A 25,542-nucleotide genomic window follows, 5' to 3' on the forward strand; every position below is an offset into this window, starting at 1 on the left:
CCTATGATGCGTGCCGCAGGCTGACACCACTGCCCTTGTCGAACAGCACCACCTTGTCGGGATTCCAGGCAAAGCGCACCGGTTGCTCGATCGCGACATCGGTCCTGGCCGGCACCGTGGCGCGAAGCGTTGTATCGCCGACCCGCAGCGTCAGGATCTTTTCCACGCCATGGTTCTCGACGTCGTGGACACGCGCCTCGACCGGTGCGCCGCTTTCCAGATAGACATCCTCCGGACGGATGCCGAAGACGAGCGGGCGACCGTCGGTCGCCGCACTCGCCCCAGCCCCCGTAAAAATCTTGGCCGCCCCCGCGAAGGGCAGTTCGAAATTCAATGGCGCCATCACCGCGCGGCCGTTAACCAGCCTGCCGTCGATGAGGTTCATCGGCGGCGAGCCGACGAAGCTCGCCACATAGGTGTCGCGCGGATTGTTGTAGATCTCGTGCGGCGTGCCGGTCTGGATGATGCGGCCATGGTTGAGCACGCCGACCTTGTCGCCCATCGACATCGCCTCGATCTGGTCGTGGGTCACGAACAGGAAGGTGGCGCCAAGCTGTATCTGCAGGTTCTTCAATTCGGTGCGGAGCGCCTCGCGCAATTTGGCGTCGAGCGCCGACAGCGGCTCGTCCATCAAGAACACGCGCGGCTTGCGCACGATGGCACGGCCGATGGAGACGCGCTGCATCTCGCCGCCGGACAGGCGGTCGGTCTTGCGGTCGAGCAGGTGCTCGATCCGCAGCGTGCGGGCGGCGCGGTCGACGCGGTCCTTGATCTCGGCATCCGGCAGCCGGCGGATCTTCGGCTTCAGCGGAAATTCGAGGTTTTCGCGCACCGTGTAGCGCGGGTAGAGCGAATATTGCTGCAGCACCAGCGCCACGTCGCGCTCGGCCGCACCCCAGTCGGCGACGTCGACGCCGTCGATGAAGACCTGCCCCTCGCTCGGCTTCTCCAGACCGGCAATCAGCCGCAGCGTCGTCGTCTTGCCGGCGCCCGTCTCGCCGAGCAGGACAAAGAATTCGCCATCGGCGATGTCGAGGTCGAGCCCGGTCAAGGCCGTGTGATTGCCGAAAGTCTTGGAGATGTTCTTGAGCTGGATATGGGCCATCAGAGCCTCACCTCAAGCGACTTGCCGCTTGCCTTGTCGAAGAAATGCGCCTGGGTCGGATCGATTCGGGCAAACACCTTCTCGCCCGGTCCGGCAACGAAGCCGCTCTTGGTGCGGGCCCGCAGCATTTTCGAGCCAACCTTGAGGTCGACGATGTCGAAGGAGCCGAGCGGTTCGACGATCTGCGTCTCGACGGCCATGAAGCCATCGGCCGCGTCACGACGAATGAGGACGCCTTCCGGCCGGATGCCGAGTGCGAGTTGGCCGCTGGCGTGGCCGTTGAGTTTCGACAGCAGCGCCCGCGGAAACTCGAAGCCGGAAGCCGCTCCACCAACGGTGACCGAGGCCGATGACGTTGTTTCGGCAACCGCCGCGTCGGCGACATTCATCACCGGGCTGCCGACGAATTGGGCCACGAACAGGTTGGCTGGACGCGAATAGACCTCGTCGGGCGTTCCCACCTGCTGCAGCACGCCCTCATGCATGATGACGATGCGATCCGCGAGGCTCATCGCCTCGATCTGGTCGTGCGTGACATAGATGGTGGTCGAGCCCTGCTTGATATGCAGCCGCTTGATCTCGGCTCGCATCTCCTCGCGCAATTTGGCGTCGAGCGCGCCGATCGGCTCATCCATCAGCATCGCCTTTGGCCGCCGCACCAGCGCTCGGCCGATCGCAACGCGCTGCATGTCGCCGCCCGAAAGCGCCGACGGCTTCTTCGCCAGCAGATCCGTTATCTGCAGCGTCTTGGCAACCGAGCGCACTTCCTGGTCGATCTCGCTTTTGCTCTTGCGCGTGGCACGGAGCGGAAAAGCGATGTTCTCATAGACGCTCATATGCGGGTAGAGCGAGAATGATTGGAACACCATGGCGATGTCGCGGTCGGCGGCTTTCAGATGCTGGACCGGCTTGCCGTCGATGAGGATGTCGCCCTCGTCGATGGTTTCCAGTCCGGCGATGGCGCGCAACGTCGTCGTCTTGCCGCAACCGGACTGGCCGAGCAGGACGATGAACTCATTGTCCGCGATCTTGAGGTTGAGGTCCTTGATGACCTGGACGGCACCAAAGAATTTCTGGACGCCGCGAAGCTCGATCTGGGTCAATGCTGTGCTCCCGGATTTCGCGCGTCCCCGGCATGACCGGTGCCGGCCTGTTCCTCGGGTGCGATCTTCGAGGTGATGTTGAAGCCGATCAGCCCGATCAGGATGATGGTCAGGCCGTAGGTGTGCAGGGTCATGTTCCAGGGCTGGCAGAGGGCCACGATGCCGAGCACCATGAGTATCTGCGAACCCGGTTCCAGATATTTCTGATTGATGGCGCGAAAGCTCATTTGCGGATCGCTCCGAAGGACATGCCGCGCAGCAGATGGTTGCGGAGCAGGAAGGTGAAGATGGCGACCGGCAGCAGGAACAGGAAGGTGCCGGCGGCGATCACCGTCCAGTCCGGCAGGCCCGAACCGACCTGGCTCGGGATGAACGGCGGCGCCGTCTGGGCGCGGCGGTTGGTCATGATCAGCGCGAACGCGTATTCGTTCCACGCCGTGATGAAGCAGAAGACAGCGGTGGCGGCGATGCCGGTGGCGGCCTCCGGCAGCACGATCTTGAAGAAGGCTTCCATGCGTGTGTAGCCGTCGACCAGTGCCGCCTCCTCATATTCCTTCGGGATTTCATCCATGAAACCCTTCATCAGCCACACCGAGAAGGACAGGTTGAAGGCGGTGTAGAGAATGATCAGCCCGACGTGGGTATCGTTGAGGCCGACCGCGCGGTACATCAGGAACATCGGGATCGCGACCACCACCGGTGGCAGCATGCGTGTCGACAGGATGAAGAAGAGCAGGTCCGCCTCCCCCTTCACCCTGAAGCGCGAGAAGCCATAGGCGGTGAACGTGCCCATGCCGACGGCCAGCACCGTCGAGGTGATGGCGATGATCAACGAGTTCAGGAAGCGGCTCGGATAGCCCGACCACTGCACCTGGCCCTTGCCGTCGCGCACGATCTTTTCGCCACCGTCGAAGACGACGCGCTCCCACCATGGGGCCGCCGCGTACTCTTCCGGCGATGGTGGACTGCGCAATTGAGAGCGCTTGGTGAACAGCTTCACGAACGGCGATATCTCCGGCTGGAAGACGACGGTCGGCGGAATTGTGGTGGCAAGATTGCGCGGCTTGAACGCTGTCGAGGCGATCCAGTAGATCGGCGCCAGGAAGATGATCGTCACCAGCAGCACGGCGACTATGGCGACGCGGTTGAAGGTGATTTCGGAAGAAGTGCGGACGGCCGCCATCTCAGCGCTCCTTCACCTTGTTGAGATATTTGACGTAGATGTTGGTGATCGCCAGCACCATGATCAGCACGATGTAGGCCATCGCGCAGGAGCGCCCGGTCTGCCATTCCTGGAACGCCATCTTGTAGAGCCGGATCGAGATCAGCTCCGCCGTCGGCTGGCTGGTCAGGATGTAGGCGAGATCGAAGGTCTTGAAGGCTTCCATGGTGCGGAAGATGACGGCGATCATCAGGATCGGCGCGACCAGCGGCAGGGTGATGCGGAAGAAGGTGTAGAACGGCCCGGCGCGGTCGATCGCGGCGGCCTCATAGAGATGCTTCGGCACCGCCGACAGCCCGGCCAGCGACAGCAGCATGACGAAGGGCGACCACATCCAGATGTCGGTCAACGCAACGGCGTAGAGCGCCATCTTGGGGTCGGCCAGCCACTCGAAATTGCCGAGCCCGAGCGCATAGTTGATAACCCCCCATGACGGATCGTAAAGCAGTTTCCAGAACAGCCCGACCACCGCCATCGACAGCATCATCGGCAGCAGCAGCAGCGTGGTGATAAGACCCTTGAGCGGAATGTCCCGGTTGAGCAGCATCGCCACGCCGAAGCCGACAAGCAGCTGTCCGACGACCGAGACAATCACGTATTTCGCCGTGATGGCGAAGTTCGACCAGACATAGGGGTCGTTGAGCAGGTCGCGATAATTCTGCAGCCCGACGAAATTCGCCGGCGCATTGGTCGACGCGCGGAAGTCGGTGAAGGAATAGCCGAGCGAATAGATCAGCGGAAAAATGTTGAAGACGATCAGGAACAGAACCGTCGGGATGATGAAGAGATTGCGGATGGAGATATCGCTTAGGCCGCGTGCCGCGGCGCGCGAGGATCTGTCGAGGGTGGTGATCATCGTGGTCGCCAAGACCCTGCTCCCGGTTCAAGAAAAAGAAACGGAGGAGGCGACACCGCCCCCTCCGCGGGACATGAAGGATTATTGGACGCGGCCGTATTTCTTGAAGGTCGCGTTCCAGTCTCCAGCCAATGCGTCCAGCGTTTCCTTGGCGGTGCCGCTGCCGCCGATCATGTAGGGGTAGACGCGCTGGTTGAGCTGCTGCAGCAGTTCTGCGTATTCCGGCACTGCCCAGAAATCCTTCACCTTGAACATGGTCTCGTAGAAGGCCTTGTTGTAGGGCGTGGCGTTCTGGAACTCAGGCGACTTGAGCACCGCCTGGCTGCAGGTATAGCCGCCAAGGGCCGCCCACTTCTTCTGGGTCTCGTCCTTGATGAACCATTCGAGGAACTTCATCGCCTCGTCCTGCTTCTTCGAGTACGAGATGACGGAGATGCCTTGCCCGCCGAGTGCGGCGAACTGGTCGCCATTTGGGCCGGGAGGGTTGGCGAAAAAGCCGGTGTTCTTGGCATTCGGGTTCGACGCTTCGTTGATCAGCGAGGGGAAGAACGCGAAGAAGTTCATGCTCATCGCGGCCAGGTTTTCCGTGATTGCCTGGTTGTCCTCGACGAAGAACGATTTGGCCCAGCCCGGAGGCGTGAACTTGTAGAGCTCCTTGTAAGCATCGAGCGCGGCCACCGCCTTGTCGGAGTTGATGTGACCGTCGACCTTGTAGGTCGTGTAATCGCCCAGCTCACCGCCATAGGAGAACAGCGCGTTCTCAAAGCCCATCGCCATCGCGTCGTAGGAATTGTCGGTGTAGATGGCGATGCCGTATCTCTTCTGATCCGGCCGGTGGAAGAACTCGGCGATGTCGCGCAGCGCCTTGAAATCCTTCGGCACGTCGAGGTCGTAGCCGTATTTGGCTTTGAAGGCTTCCTTTTCCTTGGGATCCTCGAACCAATCCTTGCGATAGGACCAGCCGACGGCGTCGCCCTCAAGCGGGATCGCCCAGTATTTGCCGCTGTTGCCGGGATACTCGGCATAATATTTCACCGTCGCCGGTGCCATGACGTTGCCGAGATCATGCTTCTTGAAGAAGTCGGTCAGGTCGACGTAGTGGCCGCCGGTGGAGCCGGCGCCGAGCCACTGCGAGTCGCCGACGACCAGGTCATAGGCGTCGCCATGGGCGTTGAACTCGGTAAAGGCCTTGGTCTGGAAGTCGGACCAGGGCGTGGTCTCCACCGTGATCTTGACGCCGGTTTCCTTCTCGTACTCGTTGCCGAGTTCCTGCAGGTAATTGGCCGGATCCCATTCCGCCCAGAAGATGGTGAGCGACTTTTCCTGCGCGTAGACGGACGTTCCGCAGGCAAGCGTTAAGCCGATACCAGCAAGCATGCTGGTCACTAACTTGCGCATAATGATTTCCTCCCTTGTGCGCATTCTACCTTGTCGTACGAGCCAGCGACGGAGCCGGCCCTGGTAGTTCCTCCCGTGGTCGCGCTTTTCCGAATTCGGAGCCTCCTCGCTCTGTCCGGAAATGGATCGCAGCCCTCACTTTCGATCCGCTTATCTTCCTTGATCTGGTATTACCAATCCTGCGGCGACGTCAAGCCCTTTCTTGAAAGCCGGCATGGGCCGTTACTGTCGAATTAAAGCTTTATCTGCCTGTTTTCCCATCATTTTCCTACTCAATGATATACATTGACCTTGCCCCATGATCGCATTTTGGGCTAGGATCAGCGGTATGCAGGCAAATCTGGTCGAACCAGATTGGGGCTATTTCGCCGCTCCTGAAGCGGACTCATCACCACCATAAGCCGACTCCGCGATTGCCGTGCGCACCAGCGCACTCGCCGCCCATTGCGCCACCGACATCATCCGGCGGCTGTCCAGCCCCCATATATCCTTGAGCACGATCAGCACCTCCACGCCGAAGATCAGCGACAGAGCCTGCGCCAGCCGCTTGAAGTCGCGCGGCGGCAAGCGGCCCTTGAGCGGCGTGAGCGCCTCCTTCAGCAATTCGACGCGATGGCCGCGCGTGAAGGCCGGCTCTCCGCCCAGCGTGCCCGCCTGGCGCCGCGCCCATTGATCGAGCGACAGCTTCAAAGCAGCCTTGAATGTCGCCTCGAAGGCCTCGATGCGCGGCATGGCCGTATCGAACAGTTCGGCAACGCGGCGCTCGGCATCGGCGGCGGTGGACTTCCAGGTCAAGATTGGCCCCAGCCCCTCGTCGACGACGGCCTGCACCAGGGCTGCCTGGCTGGGGAAGTAACGGTAGGCCGTGGCCCGGGAGACCTCGGCTGCCTCCGCCACCTCGCTGACCGAAGGCGTCCCACCCGCCTGCATCAGCCGCGTGGCCGTCTCCAGCATCAGCCGCTTTGTCCGCGCCCGCGGTCCGCGCTCTGCTCTCTCCCCGGCATTGTCGTCCGTTGCTGGTTGTTGACGTGAGACATCCATGCCAATACGATACGCGCGTCTCAAAAATTTGCAATGGCAGCCCTTTTCCTGGAGTGGCCACGTTGACGCTCTACGGCGCACAAAGCTTTCATCTGATGAACATCACCACCTTCGAACCAACCAGCAGAGGGAGGCGCGGATGAAGCGCATCCATGTAGTGGGAACCGCCGACACCAAGGGCGAGGAACTCGCATTCCTGGCCGATGCGATCGCCGCGAAGGGTGCCGTCGTCTGCCGTGTCGATGTCGGCACGCGAGGCGCGACCGTGCCGGTCGACGTCTCGGCTGAAGAGGTCGCCGCCCATCATCCCGATGGCCGCGGTGCGGTGCTCGGCATCGACGACCGCGGCGGATCGGTTGCGGCAATGGCTGGGGCCTTCACGCGCTTTGTCCAGTCCCGCGACGACATATCGGGCATCATCGGCATTGGCGGCGGCGGGGGCACCTCGATCATCACAGCGGGCATGCGCGCGCTGCCGCTCGGTCTGCCCAAGCTCATGGTCTCCACGCTGGCCTCGGGCGACACCGCCCCCTATGTGGACGTGTCCGACATCATCATGATGCCATCGGTGACCGACATGGCCGGCCTCAACCGGCTGTCTCGTGTCGTGCTGCACAACGCCGCCCAGGCGATAGCGGGCATGGCGGTCAATCCGGCGCCTGCGGCGGACGGCAACGCCTCGATCGGCCTCACCATGTTCGGCGTCACCACGCCTTGCGTGACGGCAATCGCCGAACACCTCCGCTCGACTTATGATTGCATGGTCTTCCATGCCACTGGCACCGGCGGCCGCAGCATGGAGAAGCTGGCCGACAGCGGCCTGCTGTCGGGTGTCATCGACATCACCACGACCGAGGTCTGCGACCTGCTGTTCGGCGGCGTGCTGCCGGCGACCCAGGATCGTTTCGGTGCGATCGCCCGCACCAAGCTACCCTATGTCGGCTCGGTCGGCGCGCTCGACATGGTCAATTTCTGGGCGCCATCGACCATTCCGGAGCATTATCGTGGCCGGCTGTTCTACGAGCACAATCCGAACGTCACGCTGATGCGCACGACCGCGCGGGAATGCCGCGCGATCGGCGAATGGATCGGCACAAGGCTCGCCCGCTGCGAAGGCCCGGTGCATTTCCTGATCCCGGAAAAAGGCGTTTCCGCGCTCGACATCGAAGGCGGCGCCTTCTTCGATCCGGAAGCCGACGCAGCTCTGTTCGAAGCCGTCGAGCGCACCATCAGGCCGGGTGCGACGCGCCGCGTCACCCGCCTGCCGCTGCACATCAACGATCCGGACTTTGCCAAGGCGGCGGTCGCGGCCTTTCTCGACATCGCCAGACAGTGAGACCCAGACATGCCAGCCATACCGCGCAAGGACATACTGAAAAAGTTCCGGGGAATGATCGACAAAGGCGTGCCGATCATCGGTGGCGGCGCCGGCACCGGCCTGTCGGCCAAGGCCGAGGAGGCCGGCGGCATCGACCTCATCATCATCTACAATTCCGGCCGCTACCGCATGGCTGGCCGCGGCTCGGCCGCCGGCCTGCTCGCCTATGGCAACGCCAACGAGATCGTCAAGGAGATGGCCTATGAGGTGCTGCCGGTGGTTAAGAAGACGCCGGTGCTGGCCGGCGTCAACGGCACCGATCCCTTCGTCATCATGCCGCTGCTGCTGGCGGAACTGAAGACGATGGGCTTTTCCGGCGTTCAGAACTTTCCCACCATCGGCCTGTTCGACGGCCAGATGCGGCAGAGTTTCGAAGAGACCGGCATGGGCTTCGGCCTAGAGGTGGACATGATCGCCGAGGCACACAAGCTCGACCTCCTGACCACGCCCTATGTCTTCAACCCCGAAGAAGCACGCGCCATGACCAAGGCGGGCGCCGATGTCGTCGTCGCCCATATGGGCGTGACCACCGGCGGCTCGATCGGCGCCACCTCGGCCAAGTCGCTCGACGACTGCGTCATTGCCATCGACGCCATTGCCGAGGCGGCGCGCTCGGTGCGCAACGATGTCATCCTGCTTTGCCATGGCGGCCCGATCTCGATGCCCGACGACGCCCGCTACATCCTCTCCCACGCCAAGGGCCTGCACGGCTTTTATGGCGCGAGTTCGATGGAACGGCTGCCGGCGGAAGCCGCGATCGCCAGGCAGACTGTGGATTTCAAGGCGGTGACGCTCGGCGGCGGCGCAAAGAACAAAAAGGGATGAGAGAGATGACCGACAGGAGCAAGGTCTTTGTCTACCCGAAGGACGTCAGCGCCTTCGGCTTCGACTGGGGCAGGCTGGCGCTGACGGTGGCGCCAGAAGTGAATGGCGCGACCCGTTTTTCCGGCGGCGTCGTCGACCTGCCCTCAGGCAAGGGCCACACCCGCCACAACCATCCGGGTGCGGAAGAGATCATCTTCGTCATCTCGGGCCATGGCGAACAGATGGTCGAGGACGAGAAGGGCAATCCGGTAGTCGAGAAAGTCGGCCCCGGCTGCACCATCTACGTGCCGGAGAGCCGGTTTCATTCAACGCTCAACACCGGCGACGGGCCGATGCAGCTGTTCGTCGTCTATTCGCCGGCCGGGCCGGAACTGGGTCTGCGCGAACTGCCGGATTTCAGGCTGATCCCGCCGGGCGCCGGCCTCCAAAATTAGGCCGTCCCACCCCTATTCCACCCCCGGCCCCGATCGCCAAACATCACGTACCCGCTCTCGGTCACCGCCAGCGTATCCTCCAGCTTGATGAAGCCGCGCGTCGGGTGAAGCATGGTGGTCTCCACCGACAGCACCATGTTTTTCTCCAGCGGTTTGGCCGCATAGGTGCCTTCATAAGTCACTGGATGGTTGGTCATCAGGAACGGCGCCTCATGCGTGATCAGGCCCATGCCGTGGGCGAAGAAATCCGTATAGGGCGCGACCTTGGATGTCTTCAGCACACTCTCCGCATGAGAAATCATGTCGCCGCCAAGCGTGCCCGCCTTCACCTTCGAGAAGGCCGCCTGCTGCACCGTCTCGACCTCGGCCAGCAGATCCTCGAGCTCGGCATCGGGTTCGCCCAAAATGCCCATCCTGCAGAGATCGCCAATATAACCGTGATAATTGCCGCCGGAATCGATCGACAGCACCTCGCCCTTCTTCCACGCTTGCGGGGAGGTGGCGCGATTGTGGCTGGAGCCCAGCGTGAGCAGGCAATATTCGAAATGCGCACCGCGATTGGTCTCTTCGCGCCTGATCTGCTCGATCATCTCGGCCTTGGTCGTGCCCTCGCGCGCCCAGGCGATGGTCGCCAGCATGGAATCGGTGATCAGCTCGGAGGCCGTGCGCAGCTTCTCCAACTCCGCGTCGGTCTTGATGGCACGCATGCGTTCCAGCATGTCGGTCGCATCGATCAGCTTCGCGTCGGGCAATGCCTTGCGGATCAGCGCATAGGCGTCCGACGGCAGGAAACCGGGCTCGATACCGATGCGGGCATCGCCCTTGCCGATCTTCCTGACATGCTCGACGGCAAGATTGGCGGCGTCGAGGGTACCCCAGCAGGCAGCATGCAGCGTCGGCGTCCAGAACGGGTGGTTCTGGTGCTCGCCGCCTTCCATGCGGTTGCCGATATAGGCTGCATGATCCGGCCCGCCCTTCTCGTAGACCACGATCGGCAAATAGCGGCTGTGACCGATCGCATCCATGGCGGCGAAGAAGATGAACTTGTAGCCGCCCAGCAGATATTGCGTGTTGTGCTTGGAGGTTGCGAGCAGCACGTCGATGCCGGCCTCCTCCATCAGCCGGTCGACTCTGGCCTGCTCGAACGGGATATCGCTGACGGCACTCTTGCCCGGCGCAATGTTCATCACTCTCTCCCAGAATTGCCCGGGATCGGCGCTGTTTCGCACCCGATCCGCCGGCTCGCGGTCAAATCTGCACCATTTTTCTCGCTCTGGTCCAGCCAGAATGTTTACGAACACAGCGCCAGGGCGGTCACCAAAGCGTCATTTGTTCACATATCCGGAAATCTGGTCCTACCAGCCAACCGAATTGACTGGACTTGTGCTAAACTGGTCCAGCGGACGGAAATTTCAAAGCCAAGCAGGGATGCGCCAATTCCGTCTCTGGCGAAACCCTCGGCAAGGCCCATAATCCCGCCGCAAGGATGCCGATGCGCGCGCCGGCGTTCGAGGCCGCGCCCGGTCGGGTGGAGGAGAGGACGGAGTTCGATCATGTCAGGTTTCACCATTTCCAGACGCACCGTGCTTACCGGGTCGGCAATGCTGCTGGCGTCCACCGCCATGCCGGCCCTGGGCTGGACGCAGACGCCAAAGAAGGGCGGACGGCTCGTGCTTGCCGCCGATTCCGAGCCGCGCAATCTCAACCCGGCGATCGTCGCCTCCAACGGCGTTTTCTTCATCTCCAGCAAGATCGTCGAGACGCTGGCCGAAGCCTCCTTCGACGGCAAGGACGGGCTCGCGCCTCGGCTGGCGGTGAGCTGGGAAGGTGCCGCCGACGGTCTCTCGGCGACCTTCAAGCTGCGCGAAGGAGTCAAATGGCATGACGGCAAGCCGTTCACCTCGGCCGACGTCGCCTTCTCGGCGCTGCAGATATGGAAGCCGCTGCAGAATCTCGGCCGCACCGTGTTCAAGGATCTCAGCACGGTCGACACGCCAGACGATCTGACCGCCGTGTTCAAATTCGCCAAGCCGACGCCGTTCCAGCTGATCCGCAACGCCTTGCCGGCGCTGTCGAGCGTGGTGCCGAAGCACATCTACGAAGTCGGCAAGATCGAGGACAACCCCGCCAACAACGCACCGATCGGTACGGGTCCGTTCAAGTTCGGCGAGTATAAGGCCGGCCAGTACTACCGGCTGACGAAGAACGCCGACTACTGGGGCAAGGACGAGCCCTATCTTGACGAGATCATCTATCAGGTCCTGCCCGACCGTACCTCGGCCGCCGCCGCGCTGGAGGCCGAGGAAATCCAACTCGCGGCTTTCTCGGCCGTGCCGCTGGCCGATCTCGACCGCATCTCCAAGGTTCCCGGCCTGAAGGTCATCACCAAGGGCTATGAGGGCCTAACCTACCAGCTCGTGGTCGAGATCAACCATCGCCGCAAGGAATTGGCCGACCTCAAGGTGCGCCAGGCCATCGCGCACGCCATCGACAAGGACTTCGTCGTCAAGACAGTGTTCCTCGGCTACGCCGCCACGGCCACCGGCCCGGTGCCGAAGAACGATCCGCAATTCTACACCGCCGACGTGCCGATCTATGCCTTCGACGTCGCCAAGGCCAACGCGCTGCTCGACGAAGCTGGTTATAAGAAAGGCGCCGACGGCAACCGCTTCTCGCTCAGGCTCTTGCCTGCCCCCTATTTCAATGAGACGAAACAGTTCGGCGACTACCTGCGCCAGGCGCTCGCGGCAATAGGCATCGACGCGCAGCTGGTCAACAACGACTCGGCCGCCCACATCAAGGCGGTCTATACCGACCACGCCTTCGACCTTGCGGTCGGTCCGCCGGTTTTCCGCGGCGACCCGGCGATCTCGACCACCATCCTGGTGCAGAGCGGCATTCCCGATGGCGTGCCGTTTTCCAATCAGGGCGGCTACAAGAATGACGCGCTCGACGCCCTGATCACCAAGGCCTCCGAAACGCTCGACACCACGGCGCGCACCGACCTCTACAAGGAGTTCCAGAAGCAGGTCGCGGCCGACCTGCCGCTGATCAACGTCGCCGAATGGAGTTTTATCAGCGTCGCCAGTGACAAGGTCGGTAACATCGCCAACAACCCGCGCTGGGCGGTGTCGAACTGGGCGGACACGTATCTGGAATCGTGACAGACTTGCGCGGATGAGAGTTCGCGAGGAAAAGCCATCGGCAGCAGCCAATCTCCCCCCTCGAGGGGGAGATGTCCGGCAGGACAGAGGGGCGCGCCTGGGCTCGACATTTCCTTATGTCCCTTATCGCACATTCGAGGTCCGCATGAATCGCGCCCTCGTCCTCCTGCGCCGTCGCCTCGTCGGCAGCATCTTCGTGCTTTTGATCGTCGCCATCGGCACTTTCCTTTTGCTAGAAGCAGCGCCCGGCGATGCGGTCGACGCGTACATCGTCTCGACCGGCGGCGACGCCGGCATGATCGAGCTGTTGCGCCACCGCTGGGGCCTCGACCAGTCGGAGCTGACGCGGCTCGCCAACTACCTCTGGGCACTGCTGCATCTCGACCTTGGCCAGTCCGTCACTTTTTCCCGGCCGATCCGGGACGTCATCCTCGAGCGCCTGCCGACCACGCTCATCCTGATGGTCAGCGCCACCGCGCTCTCCTTTGGCCTCGGCTCGGTGCTCGGCATCTATGCCGGCGCCAGGCCAGGCAGCTTCCGCGACCGTTTTGTCTCCGTCGCCTCGCTGGCTCTCTACGCGGTGCCCGGCTTCTGGCTCGGCCTGGTGCTGATCGTGATCTTCGCCGTCGACCTGCGCTGGCTGCCGATCGGCGGCGTCGAGACGCTGGCCTCGGACAAGACCGGTCTCGACCGCGGCGCCGACATCGCCATCCATCTGGTGCTGCCGGTTTGCGCACTCGGTTTCATCTATCTGGCGCTTTATCTGCGCATGATGCGCGCCGGCATGGCCGAGGCCTGGCGCCAGGATTTTGTGCTGGCCGCCCGCGCCCGGGGGTTGTCGCGCCGCCGCATCGTGCTTGCTCATGTCGCCCGAAATGCGCTGCTGCCGCTGGTCACCATGCTCGGCCTGCAGTCGGCGCAGATGCTGGGCGGCAGCGTGGTCATCGAGAGCGTCTTTGCCGTGCCCGGCCTTGGTCGGCTGGCGCAGGAAGCGGTCGCCGCGCGCGACACGCCGCTGCTGCTCGGCATCATTCTTACCAGCGCCGTCCTGGTCATCGTCATCAATCTTGGCGTCGACATTGCCTACGCGTTCCTTGACCCGCGCGTCGGCGCCAGCGGGGCCGGTGCATGAGCCGTCTGCGCCGCTTTCTGCGCACGCCCGAGGCGGCCGCCGGTGCCATCATCCTGGCGGCGCTTTTTGCCATGGCGCTGTCGGCCTCGCTGCTGTTTCCCGGCGACCCGCAAGCCATTGCTGGCGCGGCGTTGCTGCCGCCTTTCCAGGACTGGTCGCTGCCGCTCGGCACCGACCAGCTCGGCCGGGACGTGTTGGCCGAGCTGTTTCATGGCGCCCGTACCTCGCTGGCCGTCGGTCTGGCGGCGGCGGCCGCGGCACTCGCTTTCGGCGCGGTGATCGGCACGCTGGCCGGCTTCGCCGGCGGCCTGATCGACGAGGTGCTGATGCGCGTCACCGATGCTTTCCAGACCGTGCCGGGCTTCCTGCTGGCACTGGCCTTCGTCAGCGTGGTTGGGCCCTCGCTCGGCGTCGTCGTCGTCGCAATAGCGCTCGGCACCTGGACGGGGCCGGCGCGGGTCGCCCGCGCGGAAGTCCTCTCCATTCGCGAACGCGACTATGTCGCCAGTGCCCGTGTCATTGGCATGCATCCCCTGGAAATCGCCTTTCGCGAGGTGCTGCCCAATGCCTTGCCGCCGATCTTGGCGATGTCGTCGGTGATCGTCGCCGCCGCGATCCTCACCGAAGCAGCCCTGTCTTTCCTTGGTCTTGGCGACCCCAACCGGGTCACCTGGGGTGGCATGATCGCGGAAGGTCGCGCTGTCTTGCGCACCGCGCCGTTCCTCTCGATCGTCCCGGGCATTGCGCTGGTGCTGACGGTGCTCGGCGTCTATTTCGCCGGCGAAGGCATCGTCGAGACGACGGCCGTGCGCAGGGGCCAGTCGTGACGGGACTGGCGTCGATCCGAGATCTGACGGTGACCTACCGCCGTGATGGCAGCGAGGTCGCCGCGCTGAAGAATATTATTCTCGATATCCAGCCAGGCGAACGGCTGGCCATCATCGGTGAAAGCGGTTCGGGCAAGAGCACGCTGGCGCTGGCGATCGCGGGATTGTTGCCGGCGAGCGCCAGGATTGAGGGGAGTATCGACTGGTTCATGCGATCACCGCCAACGTTGGGGGCCAAGGCACCCCCCTCCGGCAGGATAGAGGGGGGTGGGAAGGATCGCCTATCTCTCAACCGTCACAATCAAGCCTCCCTTGGCGGCGGCGACATCGGCTTCGTCTTCCAGGATCCGTCCGCCAGCCTCGATCCGGTAATGGCAGTCGGCAAACAAATCGCCGAAGTCGCGCGCACGCATCTCGGCCTCACATGGGCCCAGGCATATGCCAAAGCCAAAACCCTTCTCGAACGCGTCCGCTTGCCCGACCCCGACTCCGCCCTGCACGCCTTCCCGCATCAGCTTTCCGGCGGCCAGAAGCAGCGCGTGGCGATTGCCGCCGCGATTGCCGCCGGGCCGAAACTGCTGATCGCCGACGAGGCGACCAGCGCGCTCGACACCATCGTGCAGGCCGAGATCGTCGCTTTGATTCGACGGCTCGTGGCCGAGGACGGCATGACACTGCTGTTCATCAGCCATGACATTGCGCTCGCCGCCGAGCTTGCCGAACGCATCGCCGTGTTCCGCCACGGCCAGTTGGTGGAGTTTGGCAAGACCGAGCAGATTGTCGAAGCCCCGACGCAAGCCTATACCCGCGCGCTGCTCGACGCCCATATCGACCTCGACGCCGAGCCGCTGCTGCACCGAAGCAGGCTGAATGCATGAGCCTGCTGACAGTGTCCAATCTCACCAAACGCTACAGTCGCGGCGGCAAGACCCTTGCTGCGGTGAGCGATGTCTCCTTTCATATCGAGCCCGGCGAAACGCTGGCGCTGTCAGGCCGTTCCGGCAGCGGCAAGTCGACCATCGCGCGGTTGGTGCTGCGCCTGATCGAGCCGGATGGCGGACGCATTGAATTCGAAGGCGATGATTTCCTGGCTCTGGGCGGCTCGGCACTTCGAGCCCGTCGCGCGCGCGTGCAAATGGTGTTCCAGGATCCGCTGGCCGCCTTCAACCCGCGCGCCACGGTGGCGCGCGTCCTCGATGACCCCTTGCGCATTCATGGCGTCGCCCCGCGCACGGAGCGCCCGCGCCGCATCGCCGCCTTGCTGGAGCGGGTCGGCCTGGCGGCCGATCTCGCGCCCCGCGCAATCCATGAAATCTCCGGCGGTCAGCGGCAGCGTGTGGCGATTGCCCGCGCCATCGCCACCAAGCCGTCGCTGATCGTGCTTGACGAAGCGGTGTCGGCGCTCGATGTCTCGGTGCGCGGCCAGATCCTCGATCTCCTGCTGGACCTGCAGCGCGAGGAACGGATCGCCTATCTCTTCATTTCGCATGATCTTGGCGTCGTCCGGGCGGTCGCCCACCGCGTCATCCTTCTCGATGCCGGGCGGATTGCCGAGAGCGGCGATGCCCGAACCGTCATCGACGCGCCGCGATCGGCCATCGGCAAGGCACTGGTGGCGGCTGCGCCCAGATTGAACAGAAACAGACCATGATCCGCTCTTCGAACAAGATCACACCGACAGGACGGCCTACCCTCCAACCATCAACCTGACGACCTCGTCATGGTTGGTCTCGGAAATCTTGCGCTCGCCGGCCTGGACGCCGCGGCGCAGCACGACGATGCGGTCCGAGACCGCGAAGATATCCTGCAGATTGTGCGAGATGAAGATCACGCCGCGTCCTTGCGCCTTGAGCTGGTGGATGAGCGAGATCACCTTGCGCTGTTCCGGCACGCCAAGTGCCGCGGTCGGTTCGTCCATGATAAGGATCTGCGCATCCCAGTAGACGGCGCGGCCGATGGCGACGGCCTGGCGCTGGCCGCCGGAGAAATTGCTGACCGGGGCGTTCATCCGGCTGACGTGGAAATCCAGCCGCTTCATCGTCTCCCTGGCCGCCTCGGCCATGGCCTTGCGGTCGAGCACCGGCAGGAAGCCGAACGCCTTGCGCATCGGTTCGCGGCCAAGGAAAATGTTGGCGCCGATCGACAGATTGTCGGCGAGAGCCAGATCCTGGTAGATCGTCTCGATGCCTTTTTCGCGCGCCTCTTGCGGCGTCGCGAATGCCACCGGCTGGCCCCTGAGCAGGATTTCGCCGCCTGTCGGCTGGAACACGCCCGAGATCGCCTTGATCAGCGTCGTCTTGCCGGCACCATTGTCGCCGGCCAGCGCCACCACTTCGCCTGGCCGCACGGCCATGGAGAAATCGTTGAGCGCGCGCACGGCGCCGAAGTGCTTGGACAGGTTGCGGACCTCGAGCAAGGGGGTGTTCTGGTCGGTGCTATTCATCCTGGCGGCCTCCACTGAACCGGCGCTGCGCCTGGTCTATGAGCACGGAAATGATGATGACGACGCCAACGGCGATGAACTGCCAGAACGGCTCGACATTGACGAAGACCAGCCCGTACTGGATGACCGCGATCACCAGCGCGCCGGCGACCGTGCCCAGGATGGTGCCGGAGCCACCGAACAGGCTGGCGCCGCCGATGACGACCGCCGCGACGCTGTCGAGCAGCAGCGGCTCGCCGGCTTGTGCCGCACCGGCCGTGAAGCGCGCCGCGTAGAGCGCCCCGCCAAGGCCGGCGCACATCGCCGACAGCACATAGAGCCGCAATATGTGGCCCCTGATGTCGATGCCGGCGCGCCGCGCCGCCTGCACATTGGCGCCGATGGCATAATTGTGCTGGCCGAACCGTGTCTGGCTGAGCAGATAATGCATCACGATGACGAACACGGCAGCGATCATGACCAGATAGGGCACGCCGTAGAACTTGCCATTGCCGAGCAGCGCGAACCAGGAATTCTGAACCGGCACCGTCGTGCCGCCGGCAAGCAGGAAGGCAACGCCGCGCGCGACGCCGAACATGCCGAGCGTGCCGATGAACGGCGGCACCCTGAGGCGCGAGATCAGCAGGCCATTGATGATGCCGGGCAAGCCGGCGACGATCACCGCGGCGAGGATGCCCGCCAGCATGGCCAGCGGCAAGGGAATGGCGGCGCCCGCCATATTGGTGGCATGCGCGGCAACGACGGCGGCAAGCCCCATGATGAACCCCAGCGACAGATCGATGCCGCCCGAAATGATGACGAAGGTCTGTCCGGTCGCAAGCAGCAGCGGCGCTATGGCAAAGATTGCGATGGATTGCAGGTTGAACGGGTTGAGCACGAACGTCGCGCCGAAGGCGAACCTCGACCATACCTCGAAACAGATGATCAGACCGGCGAGGAACAACCAGGCGCGCCCTTCGGCGATGCGTCCGATCAGGGTCCTGGCCGGATCGCCATGATCGGCCTGGGGGGCGACATGCTTCTCGGCCGGCTGGGCTGGTGATGTCGAGGTCATGAATACTCCGCGGCGCGGCTGCGTTCAAACAGGCCCCGCCTTTGGGAACCCGGCACGAGCTCCCCCCGGCGGACCGGGAGGAGCCAAGCTCGTCTTGACCTACTCGGAGTAGAGGTACTTCGAGATGTTCGGGTCGGCGATGTTGGACTTGTCCATGATCGTGAAGCCGGTGCCGATCGTGACCGGGATTGAATGGCCGGTCAGGTGGGCATAGGCCGAGACGACGCCGAAGTAGCCGATCTCGGCGGGATGCTGGGCGATCGCCACGTCCACCAGGCCGGTGTTGATGTTGTCGACGATGCTGGTCGGTGCATCGAAGGCAACGACCTTGACGGTGCCGCTCTGCCCGGCCTGCTTGACGCCGTTGGCCGCACCCAGCGCGGAGAACAGATTGGCGCCGAACACGCCGACCAGATCGGGATTGCGCGCGAAGACGGCCTGCAGCTGCGAGGCCGCCTTGTTGGCGTCGTCGTCATTGAATTGGGTCTCCAGCACGGTGATGCCCGTATGCTTGGCCATCTCCTTCTTGAAGCCTTCTTCGCGCTGGTCGGTGGTCGAGATGCCGGGCTTGACGTTCGACACATAGACCTTGCCCTTGTCGCCGACGGCGGTGGCAAGCGCACGCGCGGCGATCTCGCCGCCCAGAACATTGTCAGAAGCAATGTAGGCCAGCGGGAAATCGGCATCGCCAGCACCCGTCTGGTAGACGCCGCTGCCGATGAAAGTATCGACTGTTATGACCGGAATGCCGGCGTCGTTGGCCTTGCGCAGCGGCTCGACCAGCTGGACCTTGTCGGTCGGCGCGATCAGGATCGCATCCGGCTTCTTGGCGATGACCGCGTCGAGCACCGGCACCTGGGTGACCGGGTTGAAGTCCGGAGCGCCCTGGAAGACTAGGTTCACGCCGAGCGCGTCGGCGGCCGCTTGGGCACCCTTGCGCATGGTGATGTAAAAGCCGTCGGTGGTGAGGCCCGGAATGAGCGCAATGGTGTATTTTTTGTCCTGCGCCTGCGCGGGCGCCATCAGCACCGTTGCGCTGACGGCAAGCGCCGCGAGCGCGGCAACGATCTTCTTCATGACATCCTCCTCATTGTTGGCAGTTCTGCCGTTTTCGGTGACATTGGAATGGCCGTTATCCGCTCAGAGGCAGGATGCCGGAACGCCTGTTTGCCTTTCGCGGGCAGCTCCTCCCAAGCGCCCTCCAGTCTAAATATCAGCCGGCCGAGCCGACCGGCACAATCCCGTGCTCACTTTCCTCGCCTCCGCGAGGTCAGGGAACCATGCGCCCCGCATGCCTGCACGACGGGTCGGCAACTTGTAACACTTTGCAGAAATAAATTGCAACTCGGTTTTTCCGCGACTGCAACGCCGGCTTTCGAGACGCCATCTGACTGCTCCTCCGAGCCCCGGGCGAACTATCGTCCCGACTCCCCGGCGACACAATCGATTTCGCAGCGGCTTCTCTCCGCACCGACAGCGCCGCATCAGTCCTCATATCTGCCGCTATCGCATTGCAAGAACCGCGAGGATGGCCTGAGCCGTCTTGGTATCCGTCACCAGCGTGTTGATGAGCCCGGAACGAACGGCGCCGATGATTGCCGTCGCCTTCTCCGGCGAGGCTGCGACGCCGATCACCAGGGGCACGGCGCGAAGCTGCGCCGGCGACATGGCGATCATCCGGCTCTCCCCTTCCCAGGCGATCAGGGCGCCTTTCGCATCGAAATAATGGCGAAGGACGTCGCCAGCCGCATGGACCAGCGCCTGCTCGGTCGGCGTGGCGGCACTCGCCTCGGGTGGGTTGATGGCGTGCGGCAGGCCAATGCCGACGATCGCGACGTCGGTCCTGTCCCACAGCGCGACGGCATCGTGGATGGTGGCGTCTCCGAGGAAGACGTCACGCAGTTCGCTGGACGGCAGATAGGGCGCATGGATAAAGTGCGGTGTCCCGCCAAACTCTTCGGCGGCGAGCCGCACGAATTCATTGATCTGGAAATGCGCCGCGTGCTGCTGCATGCCGCCAGTCGCGGCCACAGTCAGCACGCCCGGCATGCGCGGCAGACCGGCTCGAATGACCTCGCGCACGGCGCGTCCCCAGCCGATGGCGACCACGGAGCCGGCCACCAGTTGCGCCTGCCTGAGCAAAGCGCCAAGCGGGGCGGAAAGCGCAGTCAGCGCACCCGCTGCCGGCGTTTCGACAACGGCGGCGTCCCGCAACTTCAATCCGTCGACAAGTTGCCTGGTAATATCCTCCGGCGTCGCCAGGTCGATCACCTCGATGCGCACGATGCCTTCGGCCCGCGCCCGCTGCAACAGGCGCGAAATCGTCGCGGTGGAGACACCGAGCTGCCGCGCTATGTCGACCTGCGACATCTCCTCCACATAGTGCAACTTGGCAACCGTGTGCAGCATCGTGCGCGATGCGGTCGCGTCCTGGGCGGAAGAAACAGACAGCTTGCAATTCCTTTCAGCAACGTGTTACACACGTATACGCCGATGCGAGTTATCGCGCAAATCCGGTGAACTCGCAACTTGAGGCATACCAGGCCAAACGCCGGTTGGGCTGCTTATCCCAGCAGCCGGCGATGTATCAGGCGGCAAACTCTTCCTGCCGGCAGGCGGGCAAACTGACCATTTGTTTCCACGGGATCAGCGCCTCGGCGCGCCAACATCGGACAGAAGAAAACCATGACCAGGATGACCACCGCGGAACTGCGCGGCTACCAGCAGATATGCGGCAAGGACGGAGCCATGGTGGCCATCGCTTGCGATCAGCGCGGCGGCATGCGCACCTTGTTGGCGTCGGACCCCGAGGACCAGGCCAGAATCACCAACGACATGCTCGGCGACACCAAGGCCGACATCACGCGCTACCTCGCAAGTGCGGCGTCCTGCGTGCTGCTCGACCCGCTCTGCGCGGTGCCGAGAGTTGTCGACGACGGCGTACTGAACCGTGACACCGCGCTGCTCATCGGCCTCGACGCGTCCGGTTTCGACGTTTCGCCGGAGGGCTATCGGCTGTCGCGGCTGGTCCCCGGCATTGACGCGAGGCGCGTGCGCGAACTCGGCGGCACGGGCGGCAAGATCATGGTGTATCTCAGAGCCGACAAGCCTGAAGCCAACGAACACAACATTGCCATCCTGCGCCAATGCATCGCCGACTTCGGCAAAGAGGACCTGCTGCTCGTCGTCGAATTCCTGACCTATCAGCTCGAAGGGGAAAGCCCCGAGGACTATGCGGCCAAGACGCCCTGGCTGGTCGAGGAGGGTACGAGGATTTCGCTGGAATGCGGCGCGAAGGTGCTGAAGCTTCCCTACCCCGGAACGCCGGAAGCCTGCGCCAACATCACTGAAATGGCCGGCGAAGTGCCGTGGGCCGTACTTTCGGCCGGCGTCAACCACACCACTTTCCTTAGCCAGGTCGAGGTCGCCATGCAAAATGGCGCCTCCGGCGTCATCGCCGGCCGATCGCTGTGGAAGGACTGCATCTCGCTCGATCGTGACATTCAGCGCGAAAGGCTTAAGACCATCGCGGTGCCGCGACTGCGAGAGATCCAGGCGGTGATCGGGCACTATCGGCGGAAGGCTGCCGCCTGATATCCACGTTTGAGCGCCGGCACGTGCAGGACGTCATGCCACAAAAGTCGATGGCCATAGGGATCGATATAGGCGGCACCAATTTGCGTGCCGCCCGCATCTCGGGCGCCGGTGAAATCCTCGAACGTCTTTCCGAAAAGAGCGCGGCCGACGCGGAGCTGGTGCTTGGCCGCATCGCCGACATGGCGCGCCTTCTCGATACGCCTGATGTGGCGGCCATCGGCGTCGGCGTTCCCGGCCGCGTCGACGCACGGCGCGGCGCGGTCCTGTCGGGAGGCTATGTCAACCTCGCTTCGGTCGCGCTCGCGCAGCGGCTGGAAAGCATGACCGGCAAGCCTGTCATCGTCGACAATGACTGCAACATGGCGCTGGCCGCCGAGATGGCGCTTGGCGCCGGCCAAGGCCACGACAACATCGCCATGTTCACCATCGGCACCGGCATTGGCGGCGCCGTCGTCCAGAACCGACGGATCATGCGCGGCCGGGCAACAGCGGGGCAACTGGGGCACATCACCGTCGATGTCAACGGCGAACTCTGCGCTTGCGGGCGGCGCGGCTGTGTCGAAACCACCAGTTCGGGTACGGCGCTCGGCCGTCACATAGCGCGGGCTGACCTTGGTCCCGAGGTTTCGGTCGACCAACTCTTTGCCCGCGATGCCGCCGGCGACATCCAGGCGCGAGGCATATTGGAAGCCTGGGCGAGGCCACTGCGCGCGGCCATCGATACCACCGTTGCCGTGTTCGACCCCGACCTCGTCCTGCTTGGCGGCGGTCTTGGCCGGGCGGCACACAGAGCGCTTGGCCACGCGCCGGCGCTGGCGCCGTGGTACCAATGCCCGGTGGCGCCGGCGCAGCTCGGCGACGACGCCGGAGTGATCGGCGCCGGTCTCCAGGCGCTTTCGGCACCGACATCGACATCGCTTTCCGTTCAGCACGGCCGCGCCAGACGCGCCGTGCTCGTCAACGGCATCCCGGCCAGCGGCAAGAGCACGGTGTCACGCGGCATCGCAGATCGCTTGGGATGGCCGCTGCTCGCGCTCGATACGGTCAAGAACCCGTTCCTCGAAGTGCTCGGCGGCGGCGACCGCAAATTCAACCGCACGCTGGGCCGCGCCAGCTACCAGGCAATCTGGTCGCTCGTAGGCGACGCCCCGGCCGGCAGCACCTTCATCGTCGATGCCTGGTTCGGCTTCCAGCCGCGGCAAGTGCTCGAGGATCATCTGCGCAACGCCGGCGTCGAACACACGGTCGAAATCTGGTGCCACGCGCCGGGCGAAGTTCTGGCCGAACGCTACGGCGCCCGGCTAGGTCAGCGCCTCCCGGGTCATCCCGGCGCTGCCTATATCCCCGAATTGATCGAGCTGGCCAAGCGCGCCGAACCGCTGCGGCGCGGGCCGCTGTTCGACGTCGATACGACGCAGCCGATCGACTTCGAGGCCATCGCCGCATGGCTGCGCGCGACCTTGGCCGGCGACGCGTCGGTCCTTTCAATCAATAGCCGACGGTGAAGCGCTGCCTGACATGTGTCGGCTTCTCGATCTCGTCGACCATGGCGATGGCATAGTCCTCGAAGGAGATGCTGCTCCCCTTATCCGAGGCGAGAAGCGTGTCCTTGCCGACGCGGAACTTGCCGGTGCGCTCACCTGGGACGAACATCGCGGACGGCGACAGGAACGTCCAGTCGACGTCGCTGACTGTCTTCAATTTGTCCAGGAAGTCGGCGCCCTTCTGTGCCTCGGCCTTGTAGATCGCAGGAAATTCGGCTGTATCGACCAGACGCTTGCCGGGCGCGACTTCGAGACTGCCCGCGCCGCCCACGACCAGATAGCGCTTCACGCCCGAGGCACGCACCGCGGCGATCAGCGTGTCGGGGTCGCTATCCACGAAATGCACCGCGCTGATCACCGCGTCATGGTCGCGGATCAACTCGGCAAGGCCTTCCTTGTCGAAGACATCGCCCTTCCTGGGGGTCACGCCGGGCAGCGCGGCAATTTTTTCAGGGCTGCGGGCGATACCGGTGACCGTGTGGCCACGATCGGAGAGTTCCTTGAGTATGCGCGAGCCGACAGCGCCGGATGCACCGATGAGAGCGACGTTTGCCATGTTCTTTTCCAGTCCTTGTTGGAGGTCAGTAGAGGGTCACGCCGCCGCTATATGGGCGACAAGATTGTCAAAGCTGCCGAACAGCGCGTTCGAACCGATGAGCCGAGGCGCTTCGCTGCGGATGACCGCCAGCGAAGGCACGCCGTTGGCGTGCAAGCGCCGGAATAGCGCGCGGCCACGATTGACCAGGTCGAGGTGCGCCGTCAGTAAGGTTTCGGTCGGGCTCTTCAGGATCGCGGCGGCATCCATCATGCCAGCGCCGGCGAGCACGGCAGCCACGCCTTCCACAGTTACGACATCGCGACCGTCGACATAGCGCGCACGTTGGATTGCCTTGAGCGCGGTCAACCGGCGGCTTGGGTCTTCCAGGCCGGCGGCGCTGATGCCGAGGGTCGCGGCATGCGAGTCCAGCAAGGTGCCACGGATGCCGAGGACATTGTGCTGATAGGGCTGCGTGAACGCTTGTCCGGTCAGACGCTCGATACGCTGGTCGTTCGCCCAGGCGTGAGCGGCAAAACCTTCATCCATCGGCCTCGCGCCCGCTCCCGAAAACAGACCAGCCGGCAGCAATTCGACGCGCACGCCGCTGGCAGCCAATTTGTCCAGCATCGGAGCGGCGCCGTAGCACCAGCCGCAGAGCGGATCGAAGAGATAAGTCACATCCGAATTGCTCATGATTGCCTGATAATCCCTTGGCGCGGCGTGTCGACGATCTGGACTGTCAAAGTGTCGCTCCTATGTGTCAGACAACGATCTTGCGATAAACGCCATCCAATAATATAAACTGTCTGATTTGATCAGACAAAAGCGATCGTCGTGGCTGACCTGCTGAACCTCAATCGACTCGTCTACTTCACCACCGTGATGGAGACCGGCTCCTTCACATCGGCGGCCGACCGGCTTGGCGTCGCCAAAGCCGTGGTCAGCCATCAGATCGGCAAGCTCGAGGAGGAGTTGGGCGCGACACTCATGCGACGAACGACGCGGCGTGTCGCACCGACGGAAGAGGGACGTCTCTTCTATGATCGTGCGATGATAATCCTGCGGGAAGCGGAGGCCGCCTATGGCGAGATTTCGCGCGCGGCCGTCGAACCGGCGGGAATGTTGAGACTGACGGCGCCGCTCGACTACGGCACGAAGATCGTCGCACCGGTCATCGCCGCCTATCTGAGGACTTATCCGCATATGCGCGTCGAGGTGATCTTCGACGACGCGGTAAGCAATCTGGTCGACGAGCAGATCGACCTCGGCGTCCGCGTCGGCTGGCTTGCTGATTCCTCCAACCAGGCGCGGCGCCTGGGCACGATACGGCAGATCGTGGTGGCAAGCCCTGCGTTCGCCGCAAGCTTGCCGCAGGATGTGAGCCCGCAGCAGGCGCGGTCGCTGGCCTGGGTCGGAAACGCCCAGCTTCGCGGCGTCGGCCAATGGCTGTTTTCCAGGGATGGCGACAAGGTGCTGACCGAACTCAACCCGGTCATCACATGCGACAAGAGCCCGGCTGCCCATGCCTGCGTGCTTGCCGGCATAGGGCTGGGTGTGTTTCCCGACTATAGCGTCAGCGACGACATCGCCGAGGGGCGGCTGGTGCCGGTCTTTGCCGACTGGGCCTTGCCCACCGGCGGCATCCACGCCGTCTTTCCGCCGGCAAGGTTCAGGCCCGCCAAGGTGCGCGCGTTCGTGGACCTGCTCGCCGCCGCCGAGAGAAAGCGATCGCGCGGCAGTGCCGTGGCGTGAATGCAACCGCGGCAGAAGGTCGGTACCCGAAACAAGTCGTCCGCAGCAATATGAGATCGGAACGCGAACGGCCCGCCGGCATAGAGCCAGGCGGGCCGTTTTGTTTGGTTGCGGGGACAGGATTTGAAC

25 protein-coding genes are annotated in these 25,542 nt (G+C 63.7%); 11 read left to right on the top strand and 14 right to left on the bottom strand.

The features are described 5' to 3' along the window. Window position 1: 1 nt before the first annotated feature. The 7 genes from FJ950_RS23585 to FJ950_RS23615 all read right to left on the bottom strand — a co-directional run bounded on the left by FJ950_RS23585 (window position 2) and on the right by FJ950_RS23615 (window position 6,725). The gene (locus FJ950_RS23585; RefSeq protein ID WP_015315636.1) at window positions 2-1,105 is read right to left on the bottom strand and encodes an ABC transporter ATP-binding protein; all 1,104 of its coding nucleotides are present in this window, start codon (window positions 1,103-1,105) and stop codon (window positions 2-4) included. After that, entirely contained in the window at window positions 1,105-2,208 is a 1,104-nt protein-coding gene (locus FJ950_RS23590; protein WP_140618969.1) for an ABC transporter ATP-binding protein, read from the bottom strand. The genes FJ950_RS23585 and FJ950_RS23590 overlap by 1 nt, the downstream gene beginning before the upstream one ends. Next, complete coding sequence (locus tag FJ950_RS23595; RefSeq protein ID WP_015315634.1) at window positions 2,205-2,435, bottom strand: hypothetical protein; 231 nt, start codon at window positions 2,433-2,435, stop codon at window positions 2,205-2,207. Before FJ950_RS23595 ends, FJ950_RS23590 begins: the two co-directional genes overlap by 4 nt. Further along, a complete protein-coding gene (locus FJ950_RS23600; protein WP_140618971.1) occupies window positions 2,432-3,391 on the bottom strand; it encodes a carbohydrate ABC transporter permease in 960 nt (319 codons plus the stop codon). Before FJ950_RS23600 ends, FJ950_RS23595 begins: the two co-directional genes overlap by 4 nt. 1 nt (window position 3,392) lies before the next feature. Next, entirely contained in the window at window positions 3,393-4,298 is a 906-nt protein-coding gene (locus FJ950_RS23605) for a sugar ABC transporter permease (protein WP_015315632.1), read from the bottom strand. Window positions 4,299-4,367: 69 nt separating this feature from the next. Next, window positions 4,368-5,684, bottom strand: coding sequence for an ABC transporter substrate-binding protein (locus tag FJ950_RS23610; RefSeq protein WP_015315631.1), 1,317 nt, complete (start codon window positions 5,682-5,684; stop codon window positions 4,368-4,370). Window positions 5,685-6,044: 360 nt separating this feature from the next. Then, window positions 6,045-6,725 carry a TetR/AcrR family transcriptional regulator gene (locus FJ950_RS23615; protein ID WP_140618973.1) on the bottom strand — a complete coding sequence of 227 codons (681 nt, stop codon included), beginning with the start codon at window positions 6,723-6,725 and terminating at the stop codon, window positions 6,045-6,047. Between the two features lie 139 nt (window positions 6,726-6,864). Here FJ950_RS23615 and FJ950_RS23620 point away from each other — a divergent pair, with 139 nt between their 5' ends. Genes FJ950_RS23620 through FJ950_RS23630 form a run of 3 tightly spaced genes read left to right on the top strand, consistent with a single transcriptional unit; the run spans window position 6,865 to window position 9,362 of the window. Further along, a complete protein-coding gene (locus FJ950_RS23620; protein ID WP_140618975.1) occupies window positions 6,865-8,061 on the top strand; it encodes a Tm-1-like ATP-binding domain-containing protein in 1,197 nt (398 codons plus the stop codon). Window positions 8,062-8,070: 9 nt separating this feature from the next. After that, on the top strand, window positions 8,071-8,928 hold the full coding sequence (locus FJ950_RS23625) for a phosphoenolpyruvate hydrolase family protein (protein ID WP_140618977.1): 858 nt from the start codon (window positions 8,071-8,073) through the stop codon (window positions 8,926-8,928). 5 nt (window positions 8,929-8,933) lie between these two features. Further along, the gene (locus tag FJ950_RS23630; protein ID WP_140618979.1) at window positions 8,934-9,362 is read left to right on the top strand and encodes a cupin domain-containing protein; all 429 of its coding nucleotides are present in this window, start codon (window positions 8,934-8,936) and stop codon (window positions 9,360-9,362) included. Here the strand turns inward: FJ950_RS23630 and FJ950_RS23635 are convergent. Next, a complete protein-coding gene (locus tag FJ950_RS23635) occupies window positions 9,359-10,549 on the bottom strand; it encodes a Xaa-Pro peptidase family protein (RefSeq protein ID WP_140618981.1) in 1,191 nt (396 codons plus the stop codon). The genes FJ950_RS23630 and FJ950_RS23635 overlap by 4 nt on opposite strands. Before the next feature lie 366 nt (window positions 10,550-10,915). Here FJ950_RS23635 and FJ950_RS23640 point away from each other — a divergent pair, with 366 nt between their 5' ends. The 5 genes from FJ950_RS23640 to FJ950_RS23660 all read left to right on the top strand — a co-directional run bounded on the left by FJ950_RS23640 (window position 10,916) and on the right by FJ950_RS23660 (window position 16,136). Further along, window positions 10,916-12,526 carry an ABC transporter substrate-binding protein gene (locus FJ950_RS23640; RefSeq protein WP_140618983.1) on the top strand — a complete coding sequence of 537 codons (1,611 nt, stop codon included), beginning with the start codon at window positions 10,916-10,918 and terminating at the stop codon, window positions 12,524-12,526. A gap of 145 nt (window positions 12,527-12,671) precedes the next feature. Then, a complete protein-coding gene (locus FJ950_RS23645) occupies window positions 12,672-13,658 on the top strand; it encodes an ABC transporter permease (RefSeq protein WP_140618985.1) in 987 nt (328 codons plus the stop codon). Further along, complete coding sequence (locus FJ950_RS23650; RefSeq protein ID WP_140618986.1) at window positions 13,655-14,485, top strand: ABC transporter permease; 831 nt, start codon at window positions 13,655-13,657, stop codon at window positions 14,483-14,485. The genes FJ950_RS23645 and FJ950_RS23650 overlap by 4 nt, the downstream gene beginning before the upstream one ends. Continuing rightward, window positions 14,482-15,363, top strand: coding sequence for an ABC transporter ATP-binding protein (locus tag FJ950_RS23655; RefSeq protein WP_181171411.1), 882 nt, complete (start codon window positions 14,482-14,484; stop codon window positions 15,361-15,363). Before FJ950_RS23650 ends, FJ950_RS23655 begins: the two co-directional genes overlap by 4 nt. Beyond that, the gene (locus FJ950_RS23660; protein WP_140618988.1) at window positions 15,360-16,136 is read left to right on the top strand and encodes an ATP-binding cassette domain-containing protein; all 777 of its coding nucleotides are present in this window, start codon (window positions 15,360-15,362) and stop codon (window positions 16,134-16,136) included. Before FJ950_RS23655 ends, FJ950_RS23660 begins: the two co-directional genes overlap by 4 nt. 36 nt (window positions 16,137-16,172) lie before the next feature. Here the strand turns inward: FJ950_RS23660 and FJ950_RS23665 are convergent, their stop codons facing one another. The 4 genes from FJ950_RS23665 to FJ950_RS23680 all read right to left on the bottom strand — a co-directional run bounded on the left by FJ950_RS23665 (window position 16,173) and on the right by FJ950_RS23680 (window position 20,391). After that, the gene (locus FJ950_RS23665) at window positions 16,173-16,928 is read right to left on the bottom strand and encodes an ATP-binding cassette domain-containing protein (protein WP_140618990.1); all 756 of its coding nucleotides are present in this window, start codon (window positions 16,926-16,928) and stop codon (window positions 16,173-16,175) included. Then, on the bottom strand, window positions 16,921-17,982 hold the full coding sequence (locus tag FJ950_RS23670) for a ribose ABC transporter (protein ID WP_140618992.1): 1,062 nt from the start codon (window positions 17,980-17,982) through the stop codon (window positions 16,921-16,923). The genes FJ950_RS23665 and FJ950_RS23670 overlap by 8 nt, the downstream gene beginning before the upstream one ends. A gap of 99 nt (window positions 17,983-18,081) precedes the next feature. After that, window positions 18,082-19,059: an ABC transporter substrate-binding protein gene (locus FJ950_RS23675; RefSeq protein WP_015315618.1), complete on the bottom strand. Its 978-nt coding sequence runs from the start codon at window positions 19,057-19,059 to the stop codon at window positions 18,082-18,084. A 426-nt stretch (window positions 19,060-19,485) separates the two neighbouring features. After that, complete coding sequence (locus FJ950_RS23680; RefSeq protein WP_140618994.1) at window positions 19,486-20,391, bottom strand: sugar-binding transcriptional regulator; 906 nt, start codon at window positions 20,389-20,391, stop codon at window positions 19,486-19,488. A 276-nt stretch (window positions 20,392-20,667) separates the two neighbouring features. On the opposite strand from FJ950_RS23680, the gene FJ950_RS23685 reads away from it, so the two are divergent. Both FJ950_RS23685 and FJ950_RS23690 read left to right on the top strand, forming a co-directional pair. Continuing rightward, window positions 20,668-21,576, top strand: a complete 909-nt coding sequence (locus FJ950_RS23685; RefSeq protein WP_140618996.1) for a tagatose-bisphosphate aldolase — start codon at window positions 20,668-20,670, stop codon at window positions 21,574-21,576. A 35-nt stretch (window positions 21,577-21,611) separates the two neighbouring features. Then, window positions 21,612-23,084: an ROK family protein gene (locus FJ950_RS23690; protein ID WP_140618998.1), complete on the top strand. Its 1,473-nt coding sequence runs from the start codon at window positions 21,612-21,614 to the stop codon at window positions 23,082-23,084. On the opposite strand, the gene FJ950_RS23695 is transcribed toward FJ950_RS23690, so the two are convergent. After that, a complete protein-coding gene (locus tag FJ950_RS23695) occupies window positions 23,068-23,679 on the bottom strand; it encodes an NAD(P)-dependent oxidoreductase (RefSeq protein ID WP_140619000.1) in 612 nt (203 codons plus the stop codon). The two genes, FJ950_RS23690 and FJ950_RS23695, sit on opposite strands and share 17 nt — an antisense overlap. A 36-nt stretch (window positions 23,680-23,715) precedes the next feature. After that, window positions 23,716-24,354, bottom strand: coding sequence for a DsbA family protein (locus FJ950_RS23700; RefSeq protein WP_140619002.1), 639 nt, complete (start codon window positions 24,352-24,354; stop codon window positions 23,716-23,718). 141 nt (window positions 24,355-24,495) lie between these two features. Between FJ950_RS23700 and FJ950_RS23705 the strand changes: the two genes are divergently transcribed. After that, the gene (locus FJ950_RS23705) at window positions 24,496-25,413 is read left to right on the top strand and encodes a LysR family transcriptional regulator (RefSeq protein ID WP_140619003.1); all 918 of its coding nucleotides are present in this window, start codon (window positions 24,496-24,498) and stop codon (window positions 25,411-25,413) included. Window positions 25,414-25,542: the final 129 nt, after the last annotated feature.

The organism is Mesorhizobium sp. B2-3-14, from assembly GCF_006442175.1.
Taxonomy (GTDB): domain Bacteria; phylum Pseudomonadota; class Alphaproteobacteria; order Rhizobiales; family Rhizobiaceae; genus Mesorhizobium; species Mesorhizobium australicum.